The sequence below is a fragment of the Bradyrhizobium sp. DOA9 genome, assembly GCF_000617845.2.
GTDB lineage: Bacteria > Pseudomonadota > Alphaproteobacteria > Rhizobiales > Xanthobacteraceae > Bradyrhizobium.
Window position 1 is genome coordinate 131,118 of sequence record NZ_DF820425.1, and the last position, 12,752, is coordinate 143,869.

Sequence of the window (12,752 nt, forward strand, 5' to 3'; positions counted from 1 at the left end):
GCGATCTCAGCGCGCGTCTTCGAACCCCGCCAGCACAGAGGTGAGGTTGGCACCGAGGATGTCCGAGAGATAACCGCCTTCCTGCACGAGCACGGTCGGCAGGCCCAGCTTCGCGATGGCCTGGCCGATGCGGCGGAAGCCGGGTGTGGTGACGGCCAATCCCTTCAGCGGATCGTGCTCGGAAGCATCGAGGCCGAGTGCGACGACGAGGGCGCCGGGGGCAAAGGATTCGATCGCCTTGCGCGCGATGTCCAGCGCCTGGAGATAGCCGTCATCGCTGGTGCCGATGGGAAGCGGAATGTTGAGATTGGTGCCGAGGCCCGGACCTTCGCCGCGCTCATGCGCATAGCCCCATACGTAGGGATAATACGCGACGGGGTCGGCATGGATCGAGATCGTGTAGACATCGGGCCGGGCATAAAAGATGCCTTGGGTGCCGTTGCCGTGATGGACATCGACGTCGAGGATCACGACGCGCTCGTGCTTCTGCCGCAGATGCGCCGCCGCGATCGCGCTGTTGTTGAGGAAGCAGAAGCCGCCGGCCATGTCGCGATAGGCGTGATGGCCGGGCGGACGGCAGAGCGCATAGACCGCATCCTCGCCATCCATCACCATCTGCGCGGCCGTGACCGCAACGTCGGTGGCGGCGCAGGCCGCGGCCCACGTGCCCGGGCCGATCGGCGCTGCGGTGTCGGCGGTGTGCCAGCCGAGCCTGCCGACGATGTGAGACGGATAAGTCGCGGCGTGGCGCACGGGATGGATATTGCCGATCATCTCCGGGCCGGAATCGCCGAGCGCCGTCCAGGCGTCCCAGGCTTCGCTCAGGAACGACAGATATTCGGGACTGTGAACGCGTGCGCGCGGCCCCTGCCCGAATGTTGTGGGCTCGACCAGTTGATGCCTACCGTCCCTCAATCCCCTGAGCAGGCGGTCGGCGCGCTCCGGCTGCTCGGTGGTGCGCTTGACCACACCGCGCACCAGGAAGAATTGCGGATCGTGGCTGCGGTGCAGTTCGGTATGGACGGCTTTCACTCAAACACTCCGTGGTCGCTCTGGACGATGCCACAGATGTCTTGATCCCCGCGGCGGCCAGATGCAAGCAAGAAGAATGCCGCCCATCGTCGCGCTGCCCTGCGCGATAAGCAGAGCGCTTGCGAAGCTCAGCACCGGCCGCGCTGCAGACAATGCTCGCGGCCCGGCTGGTCGGTTCGGAAGGACTCGATGAAGCCGCCCTGGCGCTGGGTGACGAAGACGGTCTTGCCGTCGCTGCCGCCGAAGGCAAGGTTGGTCGGCTCCTTGGCCTTCAGCGGGATCTCGCGCTCGACCGCGCCGGTCGGCTTCATCAGCGCGATCGTGCCTTTGAGAATGCGCGCGACGTAGAGGCGGCCGGCGACGTCGGTGCGCAGGCCGTCAATGGTGTCGGGCTGAAACGCCTTGACCAGCTTAGGCGCGGTGAGCTCGTTGCCGCTGATCGCATAGGACCAGATCTGGCCGTTGCTGGATTCGCCGACATAGAGCGTCTTGCCGTCAGGGCTGAGGTCGATACCGTTCGTCGTGCCCATCGCGCGCGGCGCCGACATCACCTGCCCCTGCATCTTGCCGTCCGCTCCCCTGACGATGCGCCAGATGTGGCCTTCGCGCCCCTTCCAGTTCGGATCGCTCGCATAGATAGTCCCGTCGCGCGCGATGGTGATGTCGTTGGGCTGGTTCATCTCGTCGGAGTGAAACCACACCGCGGGCTCGGTCGCGCCCTTCGGGATCGCGAAGATGTTGTGCTTCTTGTAGTCGGCGATGAACATGGTGCCGCTGCGATCGAAACGGATCGCGTTGCCGACGCTGCCGTCGGGGAGCGTCGTGAACAGCTCGGAGGCGGCGCCACCGGCGGGCAATTTGCCGATGGTGCCGGGCTTGCCGAGATTGACGACGAACAGATTGCCGTCGAGATCGGCGGCAGGTCCCTCGATGCCGAAGGTATACTCGCTGGCGGGCGTCACCTGTGCGCTTTCGAACAGTCTCGTTTCGGCAGCGGCCGGCAGCGTCGCGGCGAGCAGGAGGCTACTGCACAGGCACCAGAAATTCCTGCCGGATGTAATAGCCATCGCCGTCGGTGCACTCGCCATTCAGATAGGGATCGGCTGGCCGGAAGAATCGGCTGAAGCCGGGTCTGTCTACAGCGCTCCTTTGTGTCACGACGACGACCTTGCCGGCCGGTATTTCGCCGCATTCCTTGTTGGTCTTGCTGAAAAACTTCCGCTGCGGCGGGCCCGGCTTGATCCGCATCCGCGTGCCCGGAACCATCTTTGCGACGAGCTGGTCCGCCATATCGAGCAGGCGCGAATAGCCAGGCTCGGTCTTCGGCAGGCTCTCGCCGCCCGGCGGCATCAGCTTCCCGGCGCCAAGGCCGCGCAGGCGCGTGCGCAGCCTGCCGGCGTCGGGATCGCCCGGATAGATCCAGCCGTCCTGTGCCAACATGAAGTGCAGCACCGCTTTGTCCTTCTCCGCATCCGATTGCCCCGGGTTGAGGCCGAAATCCGAATGGCAGCCGACGCAGTGCTTCTCGACGAGGCCCTTGCGCAAGGCGGTGAGGCGAACGCTGTTCTGCGCGTCCCTGGCGACGAAAGCCGCGAGCTGGTCGATCATTGCCTGGCTGCGAGTATCGCAAGGGAGCGGCGGCGGTGCATCGCCATCTGCGCGATCGATGCGGATCACGGTCTGGTTCTTGTCCTCGACCAGCCAGATCGCGCCGTCCTCCGCGACCGTCATGCCGACCGGCGCGCCTTGCGGCCGCGCGCCGTTGACGCGATGCCAGCCTGCAATCAGCTGCTCGAACGGCGCGGCGGCGACCTCGCCGGCATCGGTCTGGAAGCTGCGGGTCGGATCGGCCGCGCAACTGACGTGATAGCGCACCGGTGCCGACGAAGTTCTTGGAAAGCCGTGATCGTCGACGTCATAGACCAGCAGCCGGCTGCCGGTCGGCCGATAGCCGTGCAGGCCGACCAGGAGCTTGCCTTCCAGCTCCGGAAATTTGGCGCCGCGATAATAGAGCATCGCGAGCGGCGCGCCGTGCGGCGGCAGCAGCGACAACGGCGGCTTGTAGAGCGCATTGGCCGAGCAGAACGACTTGTAGGTGCCCGATTGCAGCACGAGCCTGAATTCGGGGCTCGGCGTCGACAAATCATAGCAATAGGGCCAGCCATAATGCCCGCCCTGCAGAATCGCGTTGATCTCCTCGTTCGGCTTGAAGATGTCGGGCAGGTCGCGGGCGTTCTCGCCCTGCAGGAAGGCGAAGCCGGCATCCGGAAAATTCGGATGCAGCACGAGGGCCATCGAGTTGCGCAAGCCGCGCGCATAGACGCTGTGCGGCGGGTCGGGATCGCCGGGCTTCAAAGCCGGAAACACGCCGCCTGCGGGAGGTGTGAACAGCCAGATCGAGGCCAGCGCGGACGCGCCCTCGGCCGCCGCGCAGGGTTTCGTGATCGGCGCAGGCGTGAGGCAATCGTCGCTGTGCGAGCCGACATTGACGAACAGCCGGCCGTCGCGATCGAACACGAACTGCTTGAGCGGATGCGCGCTCTCGTCGAGCCTCTTGCCATCCGGCAGCGTGATCCGGCGGCCGGGCATGCGACGGATGATGGTCTCGACCGTGCTGCGCGGATCATCCGCAAGCGGATCGAGCCGGAAGATCGTCTCCGCGGTCGAGGCATAGAGCTTCCTGTCCGGGCCGATGACGAGGCCGAACGGATATTCGAGTCCTGTCAGCAGATCCTTGAAGCGTTGCCCCTGCGGGGCGTGCGGATCGAGCAGCAGCAGCCGCCCGTCGGTGTGGCCCCAGCCGCCCATGTCGGCGACCACGAACAACTCGCGACCGGGCACCTGGACGATCGAGCGCGGAAATTTGAGGCGGTCCTCTTCGCTGGCGACGAGACCGGCGCAAAATCCCGCCTTCATGTCGATCTGGATCCTGGGAAAGGCGAGATCGCCGCTGCCGCAGGCATCCGCGCCGATCGCGTAGCCGCTCTTCCTGACCGGCTCGGACGAGGCCGGGGCCAAGCCGAGCAGCGCGGCGGCCAAGCCCGCTGCAAGAACGACGGCTGCAGGCAAGCGGAGATTTCGCCATTCGCGCACGAATGTGAGCTGGTTCACGGTCACCCCCGCCTTTCCCGCGGACGTTGTTCCACGCCGGCTCGGAGCCGTCCAGTCATCACCCGCCTGTGATTAAACCTGTAACGACCTTGGGCCCGACCAATATCCGTAGATTTCCTTACCGGGCTCGACCCGAATGTTTCGCGAATGCTTGGGGTGGTATCGGTTTGCCGTCCCGCTTGCTTTCTACAGGAGGCGCCTATGGTCCAGGTCTATTTTCACTGCTCCAACACCGAGGGCACGCTGATCGACCGCTACGGCGCCGCAGTCGCCAATCTGACCGAGGCGCGCGACCGCGCCGCTCAGATCATGAACTCGATGATCCAGACCCCCGGCGCCGAAGACTGGCGCGACTGGGTGATCCATGTCAGCGACGACGCGGGCGAGGAGATCTTCGATCTTCCCTTCACCGCCATGCTCGGCAAGCCGCATTGAGGTGATGCCATGTCGCTCGCTTCCCTCAGCCTGCTGCGCCAGCCCTTAAGCTTCGTCGCCACCCGATGGCAGACGCTGATCCGCGTCGCGGCCAACCCCTATCGCCCCGAGTTGCACTACATGCGCGGCCCCGGCCCGAAATGGCGGGCCAAGTACCAGGCCAGCCGGCTGGATCGCATGCGCTGAGGCGGCGCTTACGGCGCTTTTCAGACATTTTTATCTTTCGTCATGGCCGGGCTTGACGGATGGGAGCAGCCCCGCACCTCACTGCCCTCCCGCGCCTGTTTCACACCAGCCATGCCGCGCCTCCGTTCGGATGTTCTCGTTGGCGGCAATGTGCCATTGTCCGCGCGCTTCGCCAATCGCGGAGCCTCGCATTGAACGCAGCGAACCATCGACGAGCATCAAGACGACACCATGCCTCAGCAGTTCAGCCTCAACCAAACCATCCGCAAGCCCGCCGTCACATCCAAGGGCGGCATCGTGGCTTCGCAATCGCGGCGGGCGGCGGAAGTGGGAGCACAGGTGCTGGCCGCGGGTGGCGATTGCGTCGACGCGGTCGTCGCGACCACGTTTGCCCTCAACGTCCTCGAGCCCTGGAACAGCGGCATCGGCGGCGGCGGCGTGATGGTGCTCTACCGCGCCAAGGAAAATCGCTATGAGGTGATCGACTACGGCATGTGCGCGCCGCAGAGCCTGCGCGCGGCCGACTATCCGCTCAGCGGCGAAGGCCCCTCCTCCGATCTCTTCCCCTGGCCGCGGGTGAAGGACGATCGCAACATCCATGGTCCCGGCGCGATCGCCGTGCCCGGCGTCGTCGCCGGAATGGAAGAGGCGCACCGCCGCTACGCCAAATTGCCATGGAAGGATCTGGTCGCGCCGGCAACCCGGCTCGCCGGCGAAGGCCTGCTGGTCGATTGGTGGACGACGGTGACGATCGCGGGTTCGGCCGCCGACCTCAGACGCTACCCCGCGAGCGCGGCCGCCTATCTGAAGAACGGCCTGCCGCCGACCGCGCCATGGGGCATCAAATTCGAGACGCGGCTGCCGCAGGACGCCCTGAAGGCGACGCTGTCACATCTCGCCGACGCGGGCGCGCGCGATTTCTATCAGGGCGATCTCGCCAGGAGCATTGCTTCCGACATCAAGGCCGACGGCGGCTCGCTGTCGGTGGAGGATCTCGTCGCCTTCCGCGCCTACTTACGCGAGCCGCTGGCGATCCCCTATCGCCAGGGCAAGGTGTTCGCGACCCCGGAGCTCACCGCGGGGCCGACGATGGCGCATGCGCTGCGCCTGTTGCAGCAGAGCTTGACGCCCGCGGGCGCGCCGGATGCCGGCGCCTATGTCGAATATGCGCTCGCCCTGCAGACCGCCTTCCGCGAACGGCTGAAGGACATGGGCGATGCCGACGGCAAGCGCTCGCTCGGCGCCGAATATCTGGCGCCGGCCTGCACCACGCATTTCTCGGTGGTCGACCGCCACGGCAACATCGCGGCGGTGACGCAGACGCTGCTTTCGTCGTTCGGCTCGCGATACGTGACACCGCACACCGGCATCACCATGAACAACGGCATCATGTGGTTCGACCCGACGCCCGGCACCACCAACTCGCTTGCACCGGGCAAGCGCTGCCTCTGCAACTACACGCCCGTCATCGCCGAGACCAGGGACGGCAAGCGTCTCGCGGTCGGCGCCTCGGGCGGACGCCGCATCCTGCCCGCAGTGACGCAGCTCGTGTCCTTCGCGATGGATTACGGCATGGACCTCGACGCCGCCATCCACCAGCCGCGCATCGACGCCAGCGAAGGCGCGGTGGTGATCGGCGATGCGCGCATGCCGGCGGAGGTGCGCGAGGCGCTGGCCGCGCGCTTCGACTATGAAGAGAGCCGGCTGCAGGCGGTGCCGCAGAAGTTCGCCTTCCCGAGCGTCGTGATGCGCGAGGGCGAACTCAATTCCGGCGCAGTCGAGATCTTCCAGCCTTGGGCCGATGCGGTGGCGGAGAGCTGAACGCGGAGATCGAAGCAAGATCGTGCCAGCGCGCGTTGAGCCTTGGCGTGATTACGCACCCAGGCGAGCGTCACGACTCCTCCACATTCGCGGGGAACTAAGGCAGCCGGACGCCGTTCATTGAACGGACAAAGGCGCTCACCGTGGAGGACATATGAAGAAACTTGCGCTCGCTGCGTCGCTGGTCATTGCGGCCGGGCTCACATTCACCAGCCCTGCTTTGGCCAAGGGCGGCCATGGTGGCGGCCACGGACATGGTCATGGCCACAAGATAGGCCATCATCACCATGGCAAGTCGTTCGGATGGTACCAGGGTCGCAAGGTCGGCTGGCGCGGTCACGCGTGCCCGCCCGGACTGTGGAAGCAGGGTCGCTGCTAAGCCGGTCCAGGATTCAAGCAAGGCGTCGCCCTCACCGGGCGGCGCCTTTTCATATGCCGAGCCGGTCCCGCACCCGGCCTGCGATCACGGCGGTGGTCACGCCGACCGGCCAGAACGCATGCAGCGGGATCGGCTTGATTCCCGTGATGGGCATGTCGATCTCGGTCCTTGTGCCGCCGATCAGGCGGCGGGCGAGCTGCGCGCCCATCGCGGTCGAGAGCGCGACACCGCGGCCGTTGCAGCCGAGCGAGATCAAAATGCTCTCGGCGGGCTCGTGCACATGGGGATAATGATCCCCGGTGATGGCGAGCCGGCTGTTCCAGCCGTGGGTCCAGGCAACGCCCTTGAGCTGCGGCCAGAGCCGCTCCGCATAACGCATGAGATAGGCAACGTCATGCGGCGACTTGATCCAGCGCATCGGGCCGCGCCCGCCCATCAACAGGCGATTCTGCTGATCGACGCGGTAATAGACCGTGATGTGGCCGCTCTCGTAGAGCACCGGACGCGTCGGCATGATCGAACGCGCGATCGCATCGGAGAGCGGCGCGGTGGCGGCGATCGAGGAAAACACCGGCACGATGGTGCGGCGGAGCGCCGGCCAGAGATCGTCGGTGAAGCCGTTGGTGGCGAGCAGGACCTTGTCGGCATGAACAATTGCCCGCGGCGTCTCGATGCGCCAGCGCGAGCCGTCGCGGCGTAGCGACAATGCCGGCGTCTCGCCAAAGACCTTCGCGCCCGCCGACATCGCGGCGCGCGCAAGACCACGGGCGTAGCTCAGGGGATGCAGATCGCCGCCGCGCGTATCCAGCATCGCGCCGATATAGCGGTCGGTGCCGGTCATCTCGCGCAGCTGCTCGCGGTTCAGGTACGACACCGGCATGCCGCGGCGAATGCATTGCTGCGCAGTCTTTTCGATCGCGGCGGCGGTGCTCTCATTGTAAGCCGCGCGCAACGTGCCGTTCTGCCGGGCCTCACACGGGATCTGGTAACGGCGGATCAGATCGTGCGTGAAGTTGGTCGTGCCGTAGGCGAACGCGATCATGCGGCGGCCGAGCTCCGCGCCGAAATCGGCCTCGATCTGATCGGGGTCGTGCTTCAGGCCGGGGTTGGTGTGGCCGCCATTGTTGCCGGACGCGCCCCAGCCCGGCTCCTGCGCCTCCAGCACCACGGCCTCGACGCCCTGCTCCGCCAGATGCAGCGCGGTGGAGAGGCCGGTGTAGCCGCCGCCGACGATCGCGACGGAGACGCTTCTGTCGACATCGAGCGGCGGCGTGGCAACCGGCGCCACGGCGGTGTCGGCATAGAGCGAGGGCGGCAGAGGCAGGCGCGTCATGGCGAGTCCGAATCAGAGCGGATGCAGCACGCGGCGCAAAAAGTCCTGCGTCCGCGCGTGCTGCGGTTGATTGAGCACCGATTTCGCCGGCCCCTGCTCGACGATGACGCCGCCGTCGATGAACAGCACGCGATCGGCGACGTCGCGGGCAAAGCCCATCTCGTGGGTCACGACGACCATGGTCATGCCGTCGTCGGCGAGCTTGCGCATGACGCCGAGGACATCGCCGACGAGTTCGGGATCGAGCGCCGAGGTCGGCTCGTCGAACAGGATGGCCTTGGGCTGCATGGCGAGTGCCCGCGCGATGGCGACGCGCTGCTGCTGGCCGCCGGAGAGCTGCGGCGGATGCGCGTCGGCCTTTTCCGCAAGTCCGACCTGGGCGAGCAGCGTCCGGCCGCGTTCCAGCACTTGGGCGCGAGGCTCTTTTTTCACGAAGAGCGGCCCCTCGATCACGTTCTCCAGCGCGGTGCGATGCGGAAACAGATTGAAGCGCTGGAACACCATCGAGACCTGGGTGCGGATGTTCACGATCGAGGGCGCATCGCGATCGACCTTCAAGCCTTCGACGCTGATCTCGCCGCGGTCGTAGCTTTCGAGACCGTTGATGCAGCGCAGGATGGTGGACTTGCCCGACCCGGACGGGCCGATGATGCAGACGACCTCGCCCTTCTCGACGCTCGCATTGATGCCCTTCAGCACCTCGACCTGACCGAAGCTCTTGTGGACGTCGCTCAGCTCGATCATCGCTTGCCGGCCCGCTTCTCGAAGTGACGGACCAAGAGGATCAGCGGAATGCTCATGGTGAGATACATCAGGGCGACCAGCGTGAACACGCTGGTGTTCTTGAAGGTCGAGGACGCGATCAGCTTGCCCTGCAGCGCGAGCTCGGCGACCGTGATGGTCGAGGCCTGCGAGGAATCCTTCAGCATCATGATCATGACGTTGCCGTAGGGCGGCAGCACGATGCGCACGGCCTGCGGCAGCACCACGCGGCGCATGGTGAGCCACCAGCCCATGCCGATCGACTGCGCCGCCTCGATCTGGCCCTTGTCGATGGCCTCGATGCCGGCGCGGAAGTTCTCGGCCTGATAGGCCGAATAGGCGATGCCGAGCCCGAGGATCGCGGCCTGCAAGGCCGACAGCGTGACGCCGAGATCGGGCATCACGAAATAGAGGTAGAACAGCAGCACGATGATCGGGATGCCGCGGATCACGTTGATCAGGCTGGCGCTGAGCATCGACAGCGCTCTTATGCCGGAGACCCGCATCATCGCCCAGACGAGGCCGAGCACCGTCGAGAGCAGCAGCGAGCCGATGGTGACGACGATCGTCAGCGCGACGCCGCTCATCAGGATCGGGAAGAACTCGACGGTGTCGCGCCAGAAGCCTTTCATCGGGCAGCCTTCGAATCAGATCCTATCGATCACCCCTGCGCCTTCAGGCCCCATTTATCGAGGATCTTGTCGATGGTGCCGTTGGCTTTCAGCTTGGCGAGCGAGGCGTTGATCTTGCCGAGCAGCGCGGTCTCGCCCTTGCGCACGCCGATGCCGACCGAGCCGACCGTAACAGGCTTGTAGCCGTCGACGAGGCGCACCTCGGGGAAGCCGCCCTGCTTCAGATTGTAGGCGAGGATCGGATAATCGGCGTAGCCGGCCTTGAGGCGGCCGGTGTTCACGTCGCGCAGGATGTCCGGGATGGTGTCGTAAGCCTTGACCTCGGCGAACAGGCCGGTCTTCTTCAGCGCGTCGACGAAGGCGGTGCCGACTTGCGCGCCCACCGTCTCGCCCTTCAGGTCCTCCTGCGTGGCGTAAGCCTTGGTGTCGCTCTTCGGCACCACGAGACCTTCGCCATAGCTGTAGATCGGGTCGGAGAAGTCAATGACCTCCTTGCGCGGCGCGGTGATGAACATCGCGGCCGCAATGATGTCGATCTTGCTCGAGGTCAGCGAGGGGATCAGCGCCGAGAAGGCCATCGGCTCGATCTGCACGTTGAAGCCGGCATCCTTGCCTACCTCGGTGATGAGATCCACCATGATGCCCTGGATGGTGTTGGTCTTGGTGTCCAGGAAGGTGAAGGGAATGCCCGTCGGCGTCGAGCCGACCTTCAGCACCTGTTGCGCCGAAGCCGGCACGGCTGCGGCAATGGCGAGCGCCGCGATCGCGGCCTGAACAAAACGCTTCATCGCATCCCCCTTTTGGGCCTGCCCGGCAGCGGCGCGCGCATGTTGCGATCAGACGTTGCGGGCCGGGCCGTTTCGGCCTATTTTCACCAATATGAAAATTTGGTCACACTTTCGCGGACGATGCAAGCGGTTTTCATGCACATGAAGGAAGCGGTTTGACGTGAGCGGTGGCAAAAGAATGCGCAAACCGGCCGCCGCAAAGCCGGCTAGGAAGATGAAAGCCAAAGCCGAGGCGGCGGAGCCTGCGATGGACGTCGCGGTCGGCCGCCGCATCCGGGATCTCAGGCGGGTCAGGCAATTCTCGCTGGAGACGGTCGCCGCGCGCACCGAGCTGTCGATCGGCTTCCTCAGCCAGATCGAGCGCGGCCTGTCCTCGCCCTCGCTGCGGGTGCTGGCAACGCTCGCCGACGTGCTCGGCGTCGGCATCGCCGCGCTGTTCGGCGCGAGCCCGAGCGCCGACGGCGCCTCCGATCAGGTCGTGACGCGGGGGCTGCAGCGACCGGAGCTGAAGCTGTGGCGCACCGGCGTGTCGAAGCAATTGCTGAGCCCGGCCAGCGCCGACAACAAGCTCAATCTGTTCCTGGTGCATCTGGAGCCCGGCGGCTCCACCGGCGACGAGCTCTACACCCATGACGGCGAAGAGGCCGGGCTCGTGCTCGAAGGCGAGATGATGCTGACGGTGGACAGTAAGACGTGGTCGCTGAAAACCGGCGACAGCTTTCGCTTTGCCAGCCGAAGGCCGCACCGGTTTTCCAATCCGGCGAGCGATGCGAAGTCGGTCGTGCTCTGGGTGAATTGCGTGACGGGGGCGGGGTAGCTGCTTCAACGCACGCGGCGGAGTGAAGAAATCCCGGGGCATCTCCACGCCGTCATTGCGAGCGAAGCGAAGCAATCCAGACTCTCGCCGCGGAGACCATTCTGGATTGCTTCGTCGCAAGGGCTCCTCGCAATGACGCGCGGAGAGGCCGTCACCCGAACCGGTGCTTGTACCGCTCCACCGTCAGCGCGCTGACGTCGATCTCCGGCTTCCTGCCCGAGAGCATGTCGGCGAGGACGCGGCCCGAGCCGCAGGACATGGTCCATCCGAGCGTGCCGTGGCCGGTGTTGAGGTGGAGGTTGGCGTAGTGGGTCGGGCCGATCACGGGCGGGCCGTCCGGCGTCATCGGGCGCAGGCCGCTCCAGAACGTCGCCTTGGACAGATCGCCGCCGCGCGGGAACAGGTCGGTCAACGAATGATCCAGCGTGGCGCGGCGCGCGTCGTAGAGCTTGTCCGAATAGCCGGAGATTTCGGCGGTGCCGCCGACGCGGATGCGATTGCCGAGGCGGGTGATCGCGACCTTGTAGCTCTCGTCCATCACGGTGGATTCCGGCGCGCCGGAAGCGTCCTTGATCGGCACCGTGATCGAATAGCCCTTCACCGGATAGACCGGCAGCGAGATGCCGAGCGGCGCGGCCAGCCGCGACGACCAGCTGCCGAGCGCGAGCACGTAAGCGTCCGCCTGCAACAGGCCGGCGCCGGTCGCGACACCGCTGACGCGCGCGCCGTCGGTGACGATGCGATCGATCGAGGTGTTGAACAGGAAGCGCACGCCGAGCGCCTGGGCGTGCTTGGCCAGCGCCTGCGTGAACATGTGGCAGTCGCCGGTCTCGTCCTGCGGCAGGCGGAGCCCGCCGACGAACTTCTCCTTCACGCCCGCAAGCGCCGGCTCGACCGCGATGCAGCCCTCGCGGCTCAGCACCTCGAACGGCACGCCGTATTGCTTGAGCACGGCGATGTCCTCGGCCGTGCCGTCGAGCTGGGCCTGGTAGCGAAACAGCTGCAGCGTGCCCTGCGAACGCTCGTCATACTGGATGCCGATGTCGCGGCGCAGATCGCGTAAAGCGTCGCGGCTGTATTCCGCGATCGGAATCATCCGGCTCTTGTTGACCGCGTAGCGCGCGCTGGTGCAGTTGCGCAGCATCTTGAGCAGCCAGACCCACATGACAGGATCGAGCTTCGGCCGGATCACCAGCGGGCCGTGCTTCATCAACAGCCACTTGATCGCCTTCACCGGCACGCCGGGGCCGGCCCAGGGCGAGGAATAGCCGGGCGACACCTCGCCGGCATTGGCGAAAGAGGTCTCCAATGCCGGCTCCGGCTGACGGTCGACGACCGTCACCTCATGGCCGGCACGCGCGAGGTAGTAGGCAGAGGTGACACCGATGACACCGCTGCCGAGGATCAGAACTTTCACGCTTCGTCAAACTCCCGCGGCGCTCGCCGCTGCAAGGGA

The 12,752-nt window shown here is 65.9% G+C and carries 13 protein-coding genes; 5 read left to right on the forward strand and 8 right to left on the reverse strand.

The window, feature by feature from the left end:
- Positions 1–6: 6 nt before the first annotated feature.
- The 3 genes from BDOA9_RS00540 to BDOA9_RS00550 all read right to left on the reverse strand — a co-directional run bounded on the left by BDOA9_RS00540 (position 7) and on the right by BDOA9_RS00550 (position 4,143).
- On the reverse strand, positions 7–1,032 hold the full coding sequence (locus BDOA9_RS00540; protein WP_025031999.1) for a histone deacetylase family protein: 1,026 nt from the start codon (positions 1,030–1,032) through the stop codon (positions 7–9).
- 128 nt (positions 1,033–1,160) lie between these two features.
- Entirely contained in the window at positions 1,161–2,099 is a 939-nt protein-coding gene (locus BDOA9_RS00545) for an SMP-30/gluconolactonase/LRE family protein (RefSeq protein ID WP_025032000.1), read from the reverse strand.
- Complete coding sequence (locus BDOA9_RS00550; protein WP_042335626.1) at positions 2,056–4,143, reverse strand: PQQ-dependent sugar dehydrogenase; 2,088 nt, start codon at positions 4,141–4,143, stop codon at positions 2,056–2,058. Before BDOA9_RS00550 ends, BDOA9_RS00545 begins: the two co-directional genes overlap by 44 nt.
- 201 nt (positions 4,144–4,344) lie before the next feature.
- On the opposite strand from BDOA9_RS00550, the gene BDOA9_RS00555 reads away from it, so the two are divergent.
- The 4 genes from BDOA9_RS00555 to BDOA9_RS38670 all read left to right on the forward strand — a co-directional run bounded on the left by BDOA9_RS00555 (position 4,345) and on the right by BDOA9_RS38670 (position 6,964).
- Positions 4,345–4,578 (forward strand): DUF6894 family protein, encoded by a 234-nt coding sequence (locus BDOA9_RS00555; RefSeq protein WP_025032002.1) that lies wholly within the window; start codon positions 4,345–4,347, stop codon positions 4,576–4,578.
- 9 nt (positions 4,579–4,587) lie between these two features.
- A complete protein-coding gene (locus tag BDOA9_RS38665; RefSeq protein WP_192859530.1) occupies positions 4,588–4,764 on the forward strand; it encodes a hypothetical protein in 177 nt (58 codons plus the stop codon).
- Between the two features lie 231 nt (positions 4,765–4,995).
- A complete protein-coding gene (locus tag BDOA9_RS00560) occupies positions 4,996–6,585 on the forward strand; it encodes a gamma-glutamyltransferase family protein (protein WP_025032003.1) in 1,590 nt (529 codons plus the stop codon).
- 154 nt (positions 6,586–6,739) lie between these two features.
- Complete coding sequence (locus BDOA9_RS38670; protein ID WP_192859531.1) at positions 6,740–6,964, forward strand: hypothetical protein; 225 nt, start codon at positions 6,740–6,742, stop codon at positions 6,962–6,964.
- A 49-nt stretch (positions 6,965–7,013) separates the two neighbouring features.
- Here BDOA9_RS38670 and BDOA9_RS00570 read toward each other — a convergent pair whose 3' ends face one another.
- From BDOA9_RS00570 to BDOA9_RS00585, 4 genes are read right to left on the reverse strand one after another with little or no spacing between them, the layout of a single operon-like run.
- A complete protein-coding gene (locus BDOA9_RS00570) occupies positions 7,014–8,297 on the reverse strand; it encodes an NAD(P)/FAD-dependent oxidoreductase (protein ID WP_025032005.1) in 1,284 nt (427 codons plus the stop codon).
- Positions 8,298–8,309: 12 nt separating this feature from the next.
- Positions 8,310–9,041, reverse strand: a complete 732-nt coding sequence (locus BDOA9_RS00575) for an amino acid ABC transporter ATP-binding protein (protein ID WP_025032006.1) — start codon at positions 9,039–9,041, stop codon at positions 8,310–8,312.
- Positions 9,038–9,691 (reverse strand): amino acid ABC transporter permease, encoded by a 654-nt coding sequence (locus tag BDOA9_RS00580; RefSeq protein WP_025032007.1) that lies wholly within the window; start codon positions 9,689–9,691, stop codon positions 9,038–9,040. Before BDOA9_RS00580 ends, BDOA9_RS00575 begins: the two co-directional genes overlap by 4 nt.
- Positions 9,692–9,720: 29 nt before the next feature.
- On the reverse strand, positions 9,721–10,479 hold the full coding sequence (locus BDOA9_RS00585; RefSeq protein WP_025032008.1) for an ABC transporter substrate-binding protein: 759 nt from the start codon (positions 10,477–10,479) through the stop codon (positions 9,721–9,723).
- Between the two features lie 178 nt (positions 10,480–10,657).
- On the opposite strand from BDOA9_RS00585, the gene BDOA9_RS00590 reads away from it, so the two are divergent.
- Complete coding sequence (locus tag BDOA9_RS00590; RefSeq protein WP_025032009.1) at positions 10,658–11,296, forward strand: helix-turn-helix domain-containing protein; 639 nt, start codon at positions 10,658–10,660, stop codon at positions 11,294–11,296.
- Between the two features lie 151 nt (positions 11,297–11,447).
- On the opposite strand, the gene BDOA9_RS00595 is transcribed toward BDOA9_RS00590, so the two are convergent.
- Complete coding sequence (locus BDOA9_RS00595; RefSeq protein WP_025032010.1) at positions 11,448–12,713, reverse strand: D-amino acid dehydrogenase; 1,266 nt, start codon at positions 12,711–12,713, stop codon at positions 11,448–11,450.
- Positions 12,714–12,752 lie beyond the last annotated feature (39 nt).

What these genes read in the sequence shown, in the direction of transcription:
- BDOA9_RS00570 (WP_025032005.1), bottom strand. Translation starts at nt 8,297, where the DNA reads ATGACGCGCCTGCCTCTGCCGCCCTCGCTCTATGCCGACACCGCCGTG.
- BDOA9_RS00585 (WP_025032008.1), bottom strand. Translation starts at nt 10,479, where the DNA reads ATGAAGCGTTTTGTTCAGGCCGCGATCGCGGCGCTCGCCATTGCCGCA.
- BDOA9_RS00590 (WP_025032009.1), top strand. Translation starts at nt 10,658, where the DNA reads ATGCGCAAACCGGCCGCCGCAAAGCCGGCTAGGAAGATGAAAGCCAAA.
- BDOA9_RS00555 (WP_025032002.1), top strand. Translation starts at nt 4,345, where the DNA reads ATGGTCCAGGTCTATTTTCACTGCTCCAACACCGAGGGCACGCTGATC.
- BDOA9_RS38665 (WP_192859530.1), top strand. Translation starts at nt 4,588, where the DNA reads ATGTCGCTCGCTTCCCTCAGCCTGCTGCGCCAGCCCTTAAGCTTCGTC.
- BDOA9_RS38670 (WP_192859531.1), top strand. Translation starts at nt 6,740, where the DNA reads ATGAAGAAACTTGCGCTCGCTGCGTCGCTGGTCATTGCGGCCGGGCTC.
- BDOA9_RS00560 (WP_025032003.1), top strand. Translation starts at nt 4,996, where the DNA reads ATGCCTCAGCAGTTCAGCCTCAACCAAACCATCCGCAAGCCCGCCGTC.
- BDOA9_RS00545 (WP_025032000.1), bottom strand. Translation starts at nt 2,099, where the DNA reads ATGGCTATTACATCCGGCAGGAATTTCTGGTGCCTGTGCAGTAGCCTC.
- BDOA9_RS00580 (WP_025032007.1), bottom strand. Translation starts at nt 9,691, where the DNA reads ATGAAAGGCTTCTGGCGCGACACCGTCGAGTTCTTCCCGATCCTGATG.
- BDOA9_RS00575 (WP_025032006.1), bottom strand. Translation starts at nt 9,041, where the DNA reads ATGATCGAGCTGAGCGACGTCCACAAGAGCTTCGGTCAGGTCGAGGTG.